Raw genomic sequence first — 14,881 nt, forward strand, 5'->3', positions numbered from 1 at the left:
TAATCGAACGTATATGTGACAGGTGCAAAATGTTGATCGGCTACATGCGGGTATCGAAAGCGGACGGCTCTCAAGCGACCGATTTGCAGCGCGACGCGCTGATTGCTGCCGGCGTCGATCCGGCACATCTCTACGAGGATCAAGCGTCCGGGAAGCGCGAGGATCGGCCCGGTTTGGCAAGCTGTCTGAAAGCGCTACGCGATGGCGATACGCTGGTGGTGTGGAAGCTGGATCGGCTCGGCCGCGACCTGCGGCATCTGATCAACACCGTACATGACCTGACTGGACATGGCATCGGCCTCAAGGTGCTGACCGGCCACGGCGCGGCCATCGACACCACGACCGCCGCCGGCAAACTGGTCTTTGGCATTTTCGCTGCGCTGGCCGAGTTCGAGCGCGAGCTGATCGCCGAACGCACAGTTGCCGGTTTAGCGTCGGCACGGGCACGCGGACGGAAAGGCGGGCGGCCGTTCAAGATGACGGCGGCCAAGCTGCGCTTGGCCATGGCGGCTATGGGGCAACCGGAAACCAAGGTCAGCGATTTGTGCCAGGAACTCGGGATTACCCGGCAGACCTTGTATCGGCATATTTCACCCTCCGGTCAGTTGCGTTCCGACGGAACGAAGTTGCTCAGTAAGGCTTGACCTTCATTCCATCATAACCACCACCCATCGCCTGAAATAGAGCGGCACTATCGGCAAGTCGTTGCGCCTGCGCTGCGACCAAGGCAATGCTATTTTGTTGAGCCTGCTGCCTTGCAATCAGCAATTGCGTGTAGCTGGCTGCGCCAAGCGCATACTGACGCCCCGTGGATTCAAGGGAAGACTGTGCAGTTGAGTCTGCAAACGCGAGTGAACTCAATGCCTGTGCATCGTGCTCCAGTGCGCTCAATGTGTCCGCCACGTTGCGCAGAGCGTCGAGCACAACGCCCTGATAATTTTCCGCTGCGGCATCCAATGCCGCCAGCGATGCCCGTTTTTCTGCGGGTAGTCCCGGATTGAATAGTGGCTGGGTCAACTGCCCCAGCACACTCCAAACAGCAGAGTTGCCGCCAAAAAGAGCCCCGGTTGTGAGTGCTTGTGAGCCAAGGTTTGCACTGAGGTTGATTTGTGGATACAGCTTGGCGATCGCCACCCCATATTCGGCATTCGCCGCGTGAAGCAATGCTTCTGCCGCCTGAATATCAGGCCGTCTGCGCACCAGATCAGAAGGCATCACAAGAGGCAATTCGGTGGGCAGTTTGAACTCGGCCAAAGTGAAATCCGGCACCTTCGCGTCACCAGGGGCCTGGCCGGAAAGCGTAGCCAGAAGATGCTCACTTTGTTGCAGTTGCTTGAGCAACAGGGGTAGTCCAGAACGAGTCTGTTCGGTCTGCGTTTGCTGTGCAAGCAGTTCGTCCGGTGCTGCTTGACCAAAACGCACCCGCTCGCGGGTGACATTGATCTGCTCGTCCTGTGCTTCGACCATCGCTTTGGTGGCCGCAAGCTGACCCGCGAGTTTTGCTCGGACAATGGCGGTGGTGGTGATATTTGCCGCAAGGGTCAGTTGCGCGCCCGCCAGTTCATGGCTCCGGTAGTCCACACGAGCGGCCAGCGCTTCCAGCGCACGACGATTCCCTCCGGCCAAGTCGAGGCGGTAATTTACGCCAACACTGGTGTTGTAAAGACTGAACTCACGTGCCTCGCCGGCCAATCCGAGACCGCTGGAGCTCATGCGTTGGCGTTGCGCACCGATACTCGCATCGACTTGGGGGTAGCGCGTTGATCCCGCTTGCGCAGCATGAAGCTCCTGCGCCTGCCGCAGTGTCGATTTTGCGGAGGCTAACGTGGGACTGTTTTGTAAAGCCAATGCAATCAGTGCATCGAGTCTGTATGACCCCAGGCTGTGCCACCATTCCGAACTGACCTCCCGACCGACCCGGAGGGTTTGCACTTCCCCCAAGGGGATTGTGGACAAGGCGGTTTGCGCTGGCATGGTGGCAACGGTGTATTTGGATGTAGTCGGCGCTTCGGGGCGTTTGAAGTCAGGCCCGACCGCACAACCAGCCAACAAACCAACAAGTGCGAGAGATGTCAGGGCTCTGGCTGGACTTTGACTGGGTTTCGTGCATTGGCCCGTGCAAGTCAGGTCATCGGTTTTCATAGAAATGCTCCAGGAACGGCTTACGGAAGCTCTGATGACAAATGAGACAGCTTTGTTGCACCTTCGAAAAAGCAGAGATAACGGCTAGACCATCACCACGCTTGGCTGCGTCGCCCATAGCTGTAGCAGATTCGTGCGTCTGCCCATCGTGGCTGCGAAACTTCCCAGCATCGGTTCCGAGCCAAGCAAGAATGCGCATTTTTTCCGCGACGGGAGGCTCTGCGTGGTTGGCAATCTTCGGCGCCAACTCGGCAACCACCGCCCACTCTTCCTTGGAAATTGCGCCTGTAATGGCTTGCATGTCGCGGCCTAATTTGTCCATCACACCACGTAGCGCCATCGGCTTTGCGGATTCTGCCTGCGCGCCAGCAGGGTTGACTGATATGGTCATCACCGTGAAAAGCACGGTGGCAATGACCAGGAACGGTTTTTTAGTGCTGTTCATGAGACCTCTTCTTTTCTCAGCGACATCGATAACGAGTGGTGCAGTCATTCAAAACTGCGCCCTTCACCCGCTTCCTCGTGAGTGACGCCATCGCGGATGTGGTAAATGCGCTTGAACGTCGGGATGATTTTTTCGTCGTGCGTGACGACGATGACGGCGGTTTCAAAACGCCGAGCCATGTCGTTGAGGATGCGGATGACAGACATCGCACGCACCGAATCCAGCGGTGCTGTTGGTTCATCAGCCAGGATCACTGGTGGTCGATTGACCAAGCCGCGAGCAATAGCCACGCGTTGCTGTTCTCCGCCTGAGAGTTGTGACGGCATGGCCCTGGCGCGGTGCTGCACATCCAGCGCGGTGAGCAGTTCGAGCGCGCGTTTTCGCGCATCGTCATTGCCGACACCCGCGAGCATCGGCAAGAGCGCCACGTTATCGGTGACATCGAGAAACGGGATCAGGTACGGCGCTTGAAACACGAAACCGATCTTGTCGCGGCGCAAAGCCCGCAGGTCGCGCACTTTCCATTCATCGTCGAAAATCACCTCGTTTCCCAGCACCATGCGACCGGCGGTGGGGTCAATCACGGCTCCCAGGCACTTGAGCAACGTGCTCTTGCCGGAACCGGATGGGCCGATCAGACCAACCACCTCGCCCGGCGCAACCTGCATGTTCACGTTCTTCAAGGCGAGAACCGCAGTGTCTCCCTCTCCGTAACGCTTGCTCAAGCCTTCGATGTGAATGCCTTTTGCCGTCATGTTCAGCCTCCAATCGCTTCGGCCGGATCGACCTTCAGCGCCATACGGATGGCGACAACGCTGGCCAGCACACAAATAACCATCACCGCGAAGAAACCCAAGATTGAATCAATGGGCATCAGCAATACGTATTTGGGAAACAAGGGTGCAGCGAAGGTAGCCGTGATCTTGCCAACGACAAAACCGATGACCCCAAGTACCAACGCCTGCTGCAAGATCATTCCCGAAATCGTGCGGTTGCGTGTGCCGATGAGCTTGAGCACTGCGATTTCGCGAATTTTGTCCATCGTCAGGGTGTAGATGATGAACGCCACGATGGCGGCGCTGACCACAGCCAGAATCACCAGGAACATGGCGATTTGCTTGGCGGATGTGGCAATGAGTTTTCCCACTAAAATCTCTTCCATCTGCGCGCGGTCATAAACCGTGAGCCGTTTCCAGCGCCGTATCGGTTCAGCCACCTCCTGCGGGGAGTATTCAGATTGGATACGCACCAGCACCGCATTTACCGAGTTGTTACTGGTTTGTGAGGCAATCACAGCATCGAGCAGACCAGGCACGCCGGGGCGGTTAAAGGCCGGATTGGCTTCGGTGCGGCGACGCTGCATCAGAATGGCGTCGTTGTCTTTGAGGAATTGCGCTTCTTGCGCATCCTTGAGTGGGATGAACACCATTGGGTCGCCACTGGAGGACACCATGCGGCGGGTCAGGCCAACTACTGTGTAATGGTTGCGGCGAATTTTCACCTCATCGCCCAGCCGAAACCCGGTGGCGATGTCCGCGACCGCCTCATAGTGGCCACGTGTAATCTGGCGCCCCGCGACCAATTGAGGTGGCCAACCCGATGTTCCCGGTTCGCCTGCCGCAATGCCCACGACCATGGCGCGCACATCCTTTTCACCTCTTCCGACCTGCATGGTCAGGTAGGTCACATTGGCGGCCTCTGCGACGCCCGGCAGGGTGCGGATGCTGCGCCACAGGTCATCAGGGATGCTGGAAGACTCGGCATAAGGGCCCAGGGTATCTTTCTGTACCACCCACAAGTTGGCACCACTGTTGTCCAGCAACACCTTACCGTCATCGACCATGCCGCGATACACACCCGCCATGGTCAGCGTGACGCCAATCAACAGGCCCAGGCCGATGCCCGTAAAGATGAATTTCCCCCAGGCATGAAGGATGTCACGTCCGGCCAGGCTTATCACGGTGAGACTCCTGGCAGACGATCGACGATGTTAATCCGACTCTTGGCGCTGAGTGTCTTTTCGCTGTAGAGCACGATCTGGTCGCCAACGCTCAAGCCCTCGAGCACCTGAACCAGGCCATCAAGACTGGAGCGGCCCAGCACGACCGGAGTGAAAGTCAAACCTCCTTCAACCAGCTTCCATACACCGCGTTTTCCATCGACTGTCCGAATTGCGGCATTGGAGATGGTCGGCGCGGCAGGCAATTCGCCCAGTTGCACAGTCACCTCCGCCAACTCACCCAATGGTGGAAGAGGTACTGGAGGCGCGTTGAAAACGATTTTTGCCAGGGTTTCCTCAGTCACGGCATCGGCACGAGGCTCGATTCGCAATACGTGTCCCGCCACTGCCTGAGATCGCCGTGATCTCAGAACAATCTTGGCTGGAAGCCCTATAGCCAGTCCCTCGGCACTGATTTGATCAAAGCGTGTATCAACCCACAGGCTTGCGGTGTCAATTACTTCGATTACCGCTTGCCCCGCCACCACCGTGGTGCCAGGGTCTGCATCGCGTGCTGCGACCAGTCCGGCAACCGGTGCCACCAACCGCAAGTTTCCGCGTTGAGCGCGGAGCGCTTCCAACTCTGCGCGCAGACGCGCGATATCTTCTCGCGAGGCGACCAATGCCGCGCTCGCCACAGCCAGTTCTTGCCGTTTGGTGACTACCGTTTCTTCGCTGGTGCCACGCACCGATAAAAGCTGCTCATAGCGTGTGGCCTGTGTCTGCGCGAAAGTTTCTTTGGCCGCAGCCTGTCGAAGTGCAGCTTCGGAACTCTTGATTGCAGCCTGCTGAGCGCTAACGCGATCGTCCAGGTCCACCGCATCCATTTCACCGAGCACTTGCCCTGCCTTAACGATATCGCCGACATGCACATCCAACCGCTTGACGCGCCCGGCAACGGTGGGGCCGATTTTGTAAGTAAAGCGCGCTTGTACTGTCCCTATACCAGCTAATGCTGGGGCAACGGAGCGGGACTCTACCGTGCTGACAGTAGCTGCAATAGGAGCCAATGGCCCTGAACGCAAAGCAACATAGATGAAAAGTAGTAGAAGCGGAATGATGATTACGACAAGTGCCAGTGTGCGGCGTTGTAAGGGTGGAAATTTCATGACTCACTCCCAATGCCACGACGATAGATTGCAAAAACACCAGAGGCATCGCGACGGATGCGAGCGGCGTCACCCGCGATGAGTGACTGCATCACCAAGCCCTGGATGGAGCCGATGAACGATACCGAGGCAGCCTCGATATCGAGGTTGGCATCAAGCTCGCCTATCGCCTTGCCCCGCTCCAGTAGATGGCGCAAGCGTTCTCCGTACCGTTGAATTAAGGTCTGAACCATCCTTTTAGGGAGTGTTTCTCCGGGCCGCTGCAATTCTCCGAAGAGTATCCGTGGCACACCCGGATGCTCGGAAACGAAGTCGATATGAGCCATGAAGACCGCTTCCAGCGCGGCAAGAGGAGAAGTCACGTTCTGTGCCGCCCTGTCTACTCGGGAAAGAAGACGTTCCGCCACCCATGTCATCACTGCTTCGAGAATGGCATCCTTGGTGGGGAAGTGCCGGAACAGCGCGCCTTGGGTCAGGCCCATGCGCTGCGCGATCGCCGTGGTGGTGATGTCGCTGGGATTCTGCTCAGCCGCCAGATTGATCACCGCCTCTACGGTGGCCGCTCTCCGTTCATCAGCCGGAAGGTGCTTAGGGTGTTCGCTCATCGCCAATCCAAAAGAAAGTAATCTATTACTATCTTAGCAGGTTGTGTGATGAGAGCAAGACCCTATCTGACAGCGCCCAATGAACTCAACGCCAAGTTCGACCCCGAGCCAAGGTACCCAGCTTGTCGGTTGGCCCCTACAGGCAGGTTTAGCGCGTACTGAATTTAGTCAGTTTTTTTCTTTCACCGGCACAGTGCAATCGACTTCTGATGTTTGGTGCGGTCGTCTTCTGAAAATGACAAGTCCCTGCCGGACGAGGTGGACTACTTGTCGTCCTCACCCAGCAGAGACTGCAGCTTTTTTCGGGCGCGCAGCTCCAGCATGGCTTCGCCGTACGCTTCCTGCAGTTCTTTGAGTTGTTTTTCGTACTGCTCGCGGATGTCCATCGGCTTGGCACGCAGGGCGTTCTCCATGCCGCGCTTGGCCTCATCGACCCAGGTTTCGATCTCGGAGGGGGCCAGTGGTCTGTCCCGCTCCCCATGGACAGCGGGTTAAGCACTAAGCACTGAACGACGGCGTTCGAATTCAACCGGGGTCAAATACCCCAAGGTCGAATGACGTCGTTGATGATTGTAAAAGCGGATGTAATCAAACACATCTGTACGTGCCTCTTCGTAGCTTCGGTAGTGGGTCAAATAAACCCGCTCCGACTTCAGCGAACGGAAGAAGCTTTCCATCGCCGCATTATCCCAGCAGTTCCCGGCGCGGGAGTGGCTCGGTACCATCCCATGCCGCTTCAGTAGTGCCTGGTAGTCAAAGGCACAGTACTGACTCCTGCGGTCTGAATGCAGAATCACCTCTCCAGCAGGCTGGCGACGCGCCACTGCCATCGTCAGGGCAGCATGCACCAGTTCTTGCTGCATGCGGTGATGCATAGCCCAGCCCACTATCGCCCGGGAATACAAGTCGAGCACTACCGCCAGATACAACCATCCTTCACCGGTCCGGATATAGGTCATATCCGATACCCAACGGTGATTGATGTCGCCAGCAGCGAATTGTCGCTGTAACAGATTGGGCGCCACGGGGTGAAGATGTTGGCTGCTCACGGGTCGCCAACGTTTACGGGTTCTGACCCTGATGCCGTTTCGCCGCATCAAGTCCGCGATGCGATGCCGCCCACAAGCGAAACCCTGCGCAAGCAATTCGGCATGAATGCGCCGGTGGCCATAGATGCCATTGACCTCGGCATGAACCAGCCGGATTTCACGCAGTAGTTGTCGGTTTGCCATCTCTCGCGTCGAAGGGGGCGGTGTAGCCATGCGTAGTAGCCACTGCGGGACACACGAAACAGTTGGCACATCGGCGCTACTGGGTAGCGGCCCGACAGTGCCTGAATCGCGCGGAATTTCACTTCGTGGGTTGCGAGAAGATGGCGAGCGCCTTTTTTAGGACATCGCGCTCCATGGTGACGCGGGCCAGTTCGTCGCGCAGTCGTTTCAGCTCGGCGGCTTCGCCGCTCTGTTTGCCTCGGCCCGGGAAAGCATCGGGGCCGGCATCTTGGAACTGACGTTTCCACTTACCCAGCAGTGACTCGGTAATGTCGAAGGCTTGGGCAACATGTCGTAATGGCGTGCCGGCAAGCACCTGCTCAACCGCTTCGCGCTTGAGGGACTCCGGAAAAGTACGTCTGGTCTTGGTCATGAGCACTGCTCCTTGGTGGCGATTATCCACCTTAAGTTAGTGTCCACGGGGAACGGGACAGACCAGTCTTCAGACCAATGTTCCATCGGTATTCCCTCCTTCAGTCCTTGTGTTACTCATCCGCTCGTTCACGTTGGGCCGCCCTAAACTCGGTGAGGCGCCTAAACACTTTGTGCGACCTGATCTCGGCTTTCGAGAAATCAACAACGACATTTTTCCCTGTGACGGCTGGCGCTGGCGTAGAGATATCAATACCATACTGCAGTAAGTCTTTACGAAGACTATTAAACTGATTCTGATGGTTTCTATTATCCAGGTCAAAGCTATTAGCAAGGTCATGGCCTGCTAAATAAAGCTGTGTCGCAATTCTCTTGCTTGGTATCGGTATCTGATTAAGCAAATGGGTTGTGTTGCTGATCTCAAAGGTAAGTGTTGGTGGCAGGTTGTTTTTAATGGCCTTGAAGAATAACTCCTTTACTCGCTCTTTACTGAGGTCTGCAACGGTTAATATTTTTTCACGCTGAAACTGCTTGAGATAATACCTGGCTTCTATCCTAGCGTGTCTGTCCAAGAAATCTGCGCACTGCTTCTTGTATTCAGGCCAGTCTTTGGTACGTGGCTCGAAGATCCAGCGCTTATGGTGGATCTTCGGTACATCACAACCCTTGTCATACAGGACCAATATAAAGGTCTGGCGCTGGCCTATGTAGATGGTTGGGTGCTTATTCTGCAGGTACTGGTCTACATGATGGCTATGGCGCATGGCATCACTTACCCGCTGGTACAGCTGATGATGAGTGACGGTGTCCGGCAGGGGGAGGTAGCCAGCAATGTGCAGCTCTCGGATCTCCATGTTACCGGTAGCGATCTGCAGCATGGTTTCCGGATCCAGGATCAGGCCATGGGATTTGATGATGGCTAGCACCACCTTCGGGATGATGGTTGCTGCATCGTTACTACCGCTGAAGTTGTGTCCCTGCAGAATGCTAGCGGCAGAGCAACGGATCTGGATTGTCTTGTCCCGGTAGATACGCAGGGCGTACCGCGCTTTATCCACATTGTTCAGTTTGTTGAATGGCAGGCTGAACGACCGATCAAAGTCCTTGCTAAGGATATCGTCCTTCTCTTTGTTTGCCTTGATATAGGGGGTCTTTCCGTTCTTGCTCGATGCAGACTTGAACGGGAAGCTGACGGTAAAAGTATCGATGGCCATTGGTCTCTCCTGGGCCAATACAGCTACTGTTTGTTAGTGAAGCAGGTAGTAGCTACTGACCCGTGTATGCAATGTATGTATGTAATAAGTGGCTGTTTACAGCACTTTCCCATGGGGGTACCCCCGTGATATGTACCTGTATCAACGATGAGTTTGTCCATGCGGTCCAGACCTACCGTATGTGCACGGTAGGTCCGGTTAAACGCTTTCAGTGATTACCGCTTGAACAGTGCTCTGGCCTCTGCTGGTACGTTGAAGTACGTTTTGCCGCTAATCCGTACGGTCACTTTGTCCGCAGCAGGGAGAGGTGCCGAGATGTCGATACCTGTTTTCTCCAGGATCAGCTGCCGCTCTTTGGCAAGCTTGGTCGGGCGAGCCTTTTCGCGTACATCACCTCCTCGCTGGTACAGCCGCACCAGCCTGAGATCTTGCAGTTTCAGTTGCTGTACCTGGCTGTTCTGCTCGCTCGTCAGTACCAGATCCAGGACAGCAGGAAACTGCTGGTTCAACACCGCCATGAAGTGCTCCTCACCAGCTTTTCTCCAGGCAGCCGGTGACGTCATGTCGTGGCGCATCAAGTAGGTGTTACTGAACAGCAATTCTACCCAGTAGCGTTTGCTCAGTCTGTGTTCCAGGCTACGCAGCCCTTCCTCGCCCAGTTTTTTGATGATGAACTTCTGGTTCTGCTTCAGCCGCTTGATGGCTGGTTGGAAGGTGATGCGGTACTCGGCGCATTCGTAGTACGTGGCACCATCAGCATCGATGCCCACGGACGTTGGCGATGGCTGGCTGTTCGTTGAGTTGCATGACCTGTTCTGCATCTTGCTATGCAGGTGTGCCAGCAGATCCGTCTCGGTGACTGCCGGCTCCAAGCGCACGAAGGCGGCGATACCCAGCTCGTGCAAGCGGAACTTCCCAGCGCTGATTTCTGCTTGCAGCGGCTGCGGGAAAGGCAGCTTGTTCTCGGCAAGCAGGGCTTCCGTTGACTGCTTGATGAAGTCCTTCAGCCTGCAAGAGCCAAATAGCGTTTGGCCGTACAATCTCGCACTCTCGGTCTGGGCATGGAGCTGGTGCTGTTGATCGATCACCAGCCAAGACCGTGCACCGTGGCGCGTGGTGCCTTGCTGTGGCTTCACGGTGCCGGATGGGCTATCCAGTTGTTCCAATTTTCCGTTTTGTGCCAGGTGCGCAAGCGTGATGTCGCCGTGACCGGTAGATACAAAAGTAGCGCGTGTAAACATGGTGTTTCCTTTCCTGTTTGGACATGGATGCGAAGCCATCCTCACCACGAGCGATGACTTGCAGGTTGGCTTTACAGGAAACGCACAGCACACGATTTTCGTAGAAAAACGAAGTAGGCAAGATTCGTCAAAACCCCCTGTAGATGCATCTACGAGGCCAGTTGATAGCGACTTTTGCCCAATCCTTGAAATTGACGATTAAGAATATTTTTTGAGTCGTGCGCGAAATCTGCTTGTCGCGGCGTGATGATTTCGTGCCTGAGCGTTGGCATGCTTCGCGCTAAAAAATCACTTGCCGCATCACCTCATCACACACTTTTTGCATCTGCTGGACGGTGTTGTCTCAAGCCGGCTCACCGCTCCATCGCCACCGCATTGATGCGGGCGCAGCGCGCCGGCCCTAGGCACGTAAAAAATGGCCGGATCGCCTCCCGGCTGCGCCCTTCGCCCACCCACAACACGCGCCGGGTATCGGCGTCCATCACCAGGCGACGCAGCTCGACCAATGCGCGACGATCTGGGCCAGACGGTGCGTCAGGAAGACATAGCGGTCGAGCCAGCTGACTTGCTCCTGTTCGGGCCGCAGTGCGGGCAGCTGCGCTAGCTGTCGTAGCTGCAAAGGTGGTAGTTGCCACTGACTAAGTCTCGCAGGTTTTCATGCCTGTACCCCCGCGACCCTTGCCGGCACGGGGGGTATTGTTTTGCGCCGGCTTGTACGGAAAACCGTGCGCGGCGTTGGTGCTTTATCCGTCAAACCGTCTGTCCTTGGGGGGAGACGCTAGAAAAACGCTATCGAATCAGTAGGCTGGCTTTTGTCACCCAGCAAGGGCGGCTTGGCATGAGAAATGCATGCAAATGCATTGTGTGCGAGACCGGTCCGCCTTCAAGAGGCCTGCCGCCACGACAACGGCGGGCCGTATGGGTCAGCCGTTTACGACAAAGGAGAAATTCCCATGCAGAAATCTGCACACAAACGTGGACAGTTGCTAGGCGTACTGGCTGCCAGCCTGGTGCTGGCGTTTTCCCCGCTGGTCAATGCGTCCACTCCGGCACCGAGCGCTGCACTGGTCAAGTACGACTACGATCAAGACATTTTCCATCCGGTTTACGCCAAGAACGGCATGGTTGCCGCCGAGCAGGAGCTGGCCACCCGCGTGGGTGTTGATGTGCTCAAGCGCGGAGGCAATGCGGTAGACGCTGCCGTAGCCGTGGGTTTTGCCCTGGCGGTGGTGCTGCCCAACGCCGGTAACCTTGGCGGTGGCGGCTTCATGATGCTGCACGACGCGCGCAGCGGTAAGGATATCGCGCTGGACTTCCGCGAAATAGCGCCGGTGCGTGCCAGCCGCGATATGTACCTGGACGACAAGGGTAATGTGGCCGATGGCCGCTCGCTCTACACCCACTTGGCGGTAGGCGTGCCCGGCACCGTGGCCGGCATGGAGTACGCGCTGAAGCAGTGGGGCAGCATGAAGCTGGCCGACATCATTGCGCCGTCGATCAAGCTGGCCGAGGAGGGCATGCCGGTCAGCGTGACCCTGGCCAAGATGCTGCAAGTGGAAAAAGACAATCTGGGTAAATGGCCGGGCACCCGCGCCATTTTCTTCCGCAACGGCGAGCCGCTGAAAGCCGGTGACCGCCTAGTACAGAAAGACCTAGCCAAATCGCTGCGCCTGCTGGCCAAGCACGGCAGCAAAGTGTTTTACCAAGGCGAGATCGGCGACAAGATCGTGGCCGAAATGGCCCGTCACGGCGGCCTGATCAGCAAAGACGATCTGCGTAACTACAAGGTGGAGCAGCGTGAGCCGGTGAGCGGCGACTACCGTGGCTACAAGGTGGTCTCCATGCCGCCACCTAGCTCGGGCGGCACCCACATCGTGCAGATCCTGAACATGCTGGAGCGCTACCCACTGGCGCAATACGGTGCCAACAGCGCGCAGACCATCCACTACCTGGCCGAAACTATGAAGCTGGCCTACGCCGACCGTGCCGAGTACCTGGGCGACCCGGGCTTCGTCAAGGTGCCGGTGCGCGGCCTGACTGCCAAACGCTACGCCGACGAGCTGGCAGCGCGTATCGACCCGCAGGCCGTGCTGCCGGCCTCTGCCATCAAGCCGGGCAAACCGCAGCCTTACGAGAGCGACCAGACCACGCACTACTCGGTAGTGGACAGCAAGGGTAATGCTGTGGCAGTTACCTACACGCTGAACCTGAACTTTGGCAGCGGCATCGTGGCCGAAGGTACCGGCATCCTGCTCAATAACGAGATGGACGACTTTTCTGCCAAGCCGGGCGTGCCCAACGCCTATGGCCTGATCGGCGGTGACGCCAACGCCATCCAGCCGGGCAAGCGCCCGCTGTCCTCGATGTCGCCAACCCTGGTACTGAAAGACGGCAAGCCTTGGCTGGTAACGGGTAGCCCGGGCGGTGCCCGCATCATTACCACCACGCTGCAAACTATCGTCAACGCCATCGACTTTGGCATGAACCCGGCCGAAGCTGCGGCTACCCCGCGGGTACACCACCAGTGGCTGCCGGACGAGCTGCGTGTAGAAAAAGGCCTCAGCCCGGACACGCTGGCTATCCTGCGTCAGCAGGGCTACAAGGTAGCGGTCAAGCCGACCATGGGCCGTACCCAGACCATTCAGGTACGCCCAGATGGCCTGTACGGCTTCTCCGACCCGCGTAACCCGGACGGTGCCACGCTGGGCTACTGAGTCTAGTTGCAATTACGCCCCCTGTCGTCGCTGGCAGGGGGCGTTTTTCATGTGGCGCTGCCCTGCTGCCACCTTGGGTGTGCGAAGTTGGCGACCAGATAATCCAGCTCCGCCCGTACTGCTGGTGGCAAATGTCGGCGGGAAGGGTAGAGCGCGTAGGTGGTCAACGCCGATACGCCATCGCCATCCACTTGACATATTTGGCGGTTTTTGGTAGGCTGGTACTGTCGAGCATTGCGCTCGGCTACCGTCACCGCCAGCCACTCGGCTCGGCCAGCTTCCCTTTCATCCCGACTGATTCATGCGCCATTGGCAGCGCAGGCCTTCTTGCGTCCACCGCAAGGGCCGCTGCCGTGCGTGCGCGTCGGCTGGTGCGTGGCGTTTCCCCCGACCAAAGGAGACCCACATGGATACCCAAGACCAACCGCGTGTACGCCACATTACGGCCTTCATGATGAATGCGCCACGACCGCTGTTCCGCCCCGGGCAGGTGGTAGCGACCCCCGGCGCGATTGCCGCGCTCGACCAGCGGGATCTGGCGGCGCTGCCGCTTCTGATCCGCCACCTTGCCGGTGATTGGTCCGAGATGGACGAGGAGGATCAGCAAGCCAACGACTACGCGCTACGTCACGGCCTGCGCGTGCTCAGCAGCTACCGGCTGGATGATCACCAGCGGCTCTGGCTGATCACCGAGGCAGACCGTAGCAGCACCACGCTGCTGCTGCCTGAGGAGTACTGACATGGCAAGAACCGCTACCACACCACAACGCAACGGCCTGGACACCCAGGCCGTTGTCACATCCACGGTGACCCCGCTACCGGTTGCCGTGGCCGAGGACGGGGTGCCACGGCACACCCTGGTGACCGCGTCACCGCTGGACATGCCGATTACCGTGTTCAAGGAGGGTCTGGACCGCCGTAAGGCCAACCGGCTGGCGCTGATGGAGTGGCTACGGCAGTCGCTGGTAGAGGGCGTGGATTACGGCCGGGTCCACATTGCTGGCCGTGACCGTTGCCAGATGGCGAGGCAGGGACGCGCCAGTGAGTGCCGTGACGACCGCCACTGGAGCAAGCCCAGCCTGTTCAAGCCCGGTGCCGAGAAAATCACCGGCATGCTGGGCATGAGCGTGCATTACCCGTCGCTGGCGGCGTACGAGCAGGCGGTGATCAACGGCCAGCAGCCCACGCACGTGATCCTGCGCTGTGAGCTACGGGACGCCCACGGGCGGAGCGTGGCTGAAGGCGTGGGGGCCCGGTCGCTGGCTCAGGACTACGGCGACATCAACAAGGCGCTCAAGATGGCCGAGAAAAGCGCCCACATCGATGCGACGCTGCGGCTGGCCGGGCTATCGGAGGTGTTTACGCAGGACATGGAAGACGGTGGCGGTAGCGTGGCGGCTCCGGCAGATGCCGAGGATGAGGAGGATGAAGACGACGATGAGGACGAGCCGGATGAAGTGCCGCCCGAACTCGCGGCGGTGACGGCCAAGCAGGTGGAGACCCTGCGGATGAGCCTCAAGCGTTACCAGTTGCCTGAGCGACGGGTCGTGGCCTGGGTCAAGAAGGCGACCAAGGGCGCCGTCACCCGGCTGGAAGACCTCAACGTTACCCAGTTCGCGCTGGTGCTGAGCAAAGTGCCGCAATGGGCCGCCAGCGACAGTGACCAGGCTGAACCCCAAACAACTGAAACCAACCGCCGTCGTCGCCGGCTCGTCGATGCCCGGCCTTACCCTGATGACGACGATCCTGCTGATGATGAGGAGGCATGA

The 14,881-nt window shown here is 58.1% G+C and carries 15 protein-coding genes and 1 pseudogene; 4 read left to right on the plus strand and 12 right to left on the minus strand.

Translation table 11 applies throughout. The features are described 5' to 3' along the window. The first annotated feature begins 29 nt into the window (after positions 1–29). Complete coding sequence (locus PQU95_RS06500) at positions 30–644, plus strand: recombinase family protein (protein ID WP_194117431.1); 615 nt, start codon at positions 30–32, stop codon at positions 642–644. Here PQU95_RS06500 and PQU95_RS06505 read toward each other — a convergent pair. The 12 genes and pseudogenes from PQU95_RS06505 to PQU95_RS06560 form a co-directional block, all read right to left on the minus strand. Beyond that, positions 631–2,142, minus strand: a complete 1,512-nt coding sequence (locus PQU95_RS06505) for an efflux transporter outer membrane subunit (RefSeq protein ID WP_256497083.1) — start codon at positions 2,140–2,142, stop codon at positions 631–633. The genes PQU95_RS06500 and PQU95_RS06505 overlap by 14 nt on opposite strands. Then, positions 2,129–2,587, minus strand: a complete 459-nt coding sequence (locus PQU95_RS06510) for a cytochrome c (RefSeq protein ID WP_233495111.1) — start codon at positions 2,585–2,587, stop codon at positions 2,129–2,131. The genes PQU95_RS06505 and PQU95_RS06510 overlap by 14 nt, the downstream gene beginning before the upstream one ends. Before the next feature lie 44 nt (positions 2,588–2,631). Next, positions 2,632–3,342: an ABC transporter ATP-binding protein gene (locus tag PQU95_RS06515; protein ID WP_054257781.1), complete on the minus strand. Its 711-nt coding sequence runs from the start codon at positions 3,340–3,342 to the stop codon at positions 2,632–2,634. Positions 3,343–3,344: 2 nt separating this feature from the next. Continuing rightward, positions 3,345–4,547, minus strand: coding sequence for an ABC transporter permease (locus PQU95_RS06520; protein ID WP_054257780.1), 1,203 nt, complete (start codon positions 4,545–4,547; stop codon positions 3,345–3,347). Then, on the minus strand, positions 4,544–5,695 hold the full coding sequence (locus tag PQU95_RS06525) for an efflux RND transporter periplasmic adaptor subunit (RefSeq protein ID WP_054257779.1): 1,152 nt from the start codon (positions 5,693–5,695) through the stop codon (positions 4,544–4,546). Before PQU95_RS06525 ends, PQU95_RS06520 begins: the two co-directional genes overlap by 4 nt. Then, the gene (locus PQU95_RS06530; RefSeq protein WP_272751247.1) at positions 5,692–6,300 is read right to left on the minus strand and encodes a TetR/AcrR family transcriptional regulator; all 609 of its coding nucleotides are present in this window, start codon (positions 6,298–6,300) and stop codon (positions 5,692–5,694) included. Before PQU95_RS06530 ends, PQU95_RS06525 begins: the two co-directional genes overlap by 4 nt. 263 nt (positions 6,301–6,563) lie before the next feature. Further along, the gene (locus tag PQU95_RS06535) at positions 6,564–6,713 is read right to left on the minus strand and encodes a hypothetical protein (protein WP_272751248.1); all 150 of its coding nucleotides are present in this window, start codon (positions 6,711–6,713) and stop codon (positions 6,564–6,566) included. Between the two features lie 78 nt (positions 6,714–6,791). Continuing rightward, a complete protein-coding gene (locus tag PQU95_RS06540; protein ID WP_272751249.1) occupies positions 6,792–7,562 on the minus strand; it encodes an IS3 family transposase in 771 nt (256 codons plus the stop codon). 88 nt (positions 7,563–7,650) lie between these two features. After that, positions 7,651–7,944: a transposase gene (locus tag PQU95_RS06545; RefSeq protein ID WP_272751250.1), complete on the minus strand. Its 294-nt coding sequence runs from the start codon at positions 7,942–7,944 to the stop codon at positions 7,651–7,653. A 112-nt stretch (positions 7,945–8,056) separates the two neighbouring features. Further along, on the minus strand, positions 8,057–9,157 hold the full coding sequence (locus PQU95_RS06550) for a phage/plasmid replication domain-containing protein (RefSeq protein ID WP_272751251.1): 1,101 nt from the start codon (positions 9,155–9,157) through the stop codon (positions 8,057–8,059). Between the two features lie 215 nt (positions 9,158–9,372). Beyond that, positions 9,373–10,398: a hypothetical protein gene (locus tag PQU95_RS06555; protein WP_272751252.1), complete on the minus strand. Its 1,026-nt coding sequence runs from the start codon at positions 10,396–10,398 to the stop codon at positions 9,373–9,375. A gap of 359 nt (positions 10,399–10,757) precedes the next feature. Beyond that, positions 10,758–10,880, minus strand: a pseudogene (locus PQU95_RS06560) (transposase); the annotation flags it as partial. A gap of 471 nt (positions 10,881–11,351) precedes the next feature. Between PQU95_RS06560 and ggt the strand changes: the two are divergent. The 3 genes from ggt to PQU95_RS06575 all read left to right on the plus strand — a co-directional run bounded on the left by ggt (position 11,352) and on the right by PQU95_RS06575 (position 14,881). After that, positions 11,352–13,112, plus strand: coding sequence for a gamma-glutamyltransferase (gene ggt / locus PQU95_RS06565; protein WP_272751253.1), 1,761 nt, complete (start codon positions 11,352–11,354; stop codon positions 13,110–13,112). 406 nt (positions 13,113–13,518) lie between these two features. After that, positions 13,519–13,851 carry a hypothetical protein gene (locus PQU95_RS06570; protein ID WP_272751254.1) on the plus strand — a complete coding sequence of 111 codons (333 nt, stop codon included), beginning with the start codon at positions 13,519–13,521 and terminating at the stop codon, positions 13,849–13,851. Between the two features lies 1 nt (position 13,852). Continuing rightward, the gene (locus tag PQU95_RS06575; RefSeq protein ID WP_272751255.1) at positions 13,853–14,881 is read left to right on the plus strand and encodes a hypothetical protein; all 1,029 of its coding nucleotides are present in this window, start codon (positions 13,853–13,855) and stop codon (positions 14,879–14,881) included.

It is taken from the genome of Vogesella aquatica, assembly GCF_028548455.1.
Lineage (GTDB): Bacteria > Pseudomonadota > Gammaproteobacteria > Burkholderiales > Chromobacteriaceae > Vogesella > Vogesella aquatica.

What these genes read in the sequence shown, in the direction of transcription:
- PQU95_RS06500 (WP_194117431.1), top strand. Translation starts at nt 30, where the DNA reads ATGTTGATCGGCTACATGCGGGTATCGAAAGCGGACGGCTCTCAAGCG.
- PQU95_RS06505 (WP_256497083.1), bottom strand. Translation starts at nt 2,142, where the DNA reads ATGAAAACCGATGACCTGACTTGCACGGGCCAATGCACGAAACCCAGT.
- PQU95_RS06510 (WP_233495111.1), bottom strand. Translation starts at nt 2,587, where the DNA reads ATGAACAGCACTAAAAAACCGTTCCTGGTCATTGCCACCGTGCTTTTC.
- PQU95_RS06515 (WP_054257781.1), bottom strand. Translation starts at nt 3,342, where the DNA reads ATGACGGCAAAAGGCATTCACATCGAAGGCTTGAGCAAGCGTTACGGA.
- PQU95_RS06525 (WP_054257779.1), bottom strand. Translation starts at nt 5,695, where the DNA reads ATGAAATTTCCACCCTTACAACGCCGCACACTGGCACTTGTCGTAATC.
- PQU95_RS06530 (WP_272751247.1), bottom strand. Translation starts at nt 6,300, where the DNA reads ATGAGCGAACACCCTAAGCACCTTCCGGCTGATGAACGGAGAGCGGCC.
- PQU95_RS06535 (WP_272751248.1), bottom strand. Translation starts at nt 6,713, where the DNA reads ATGGAGAACGCCCTGCGTGCCAAGCCGATGGACATCCGCGAGCAGTAC.
- PQU95_RS06540 (WP_272751249.1), bottom strand. Translation starts at nt 7,562, where the DNA reads ATGGCTACACCGCCCCCTTCGACGCGAGAGATGGCAAACCGACAACTA.
- PQU95_RS06545 (WP_272751250.1), bottom strand. Translation starts at nt 7,944, where the DNA reads ATGACCAAGACCAGACGTACTTTTCCGGAGTCCCTCAAGCGCGAAGCG.
- PQU95_RS06550 (WP_272751251.1), bottom strand. Translation starts at nt 9,157, where the DNA reads ATGGCCATCGATACTTTTACCGTCAGCTTCCCGTTCAAGTCTGCATCG.
- PQU95_RS06555 (WP_272751252.1), bottom strand. Translation starts at nt 10,398, where the DNA reads ATGTTTACACGCGCTACTTTTGTATCTACCGGTCACGGCGACATCACG.
- ggt (WP_272751253.1), top strand. Translation starts at nt 11,352, where the DNA reads ATGCAGAAATCTGCACACAAACGTGGACAGTTGCTAGGCGTACTGGCT.
- PQU95_RS06570 (WP_272751254.1), top strand. Translation starts at nt 13,519, where the DNA reads ATGGATACCCAAGACCAACCGCGTGTACGCCACATTACGGCCTTCATG.
- PQU95_RS06575 (WP_272751255.1), top strand. Translation starts at nt 13,853, where the DNA reads ATGGCAAGAACCGCTACCACACCACAACGCAACGGCCTGGACACCCAG.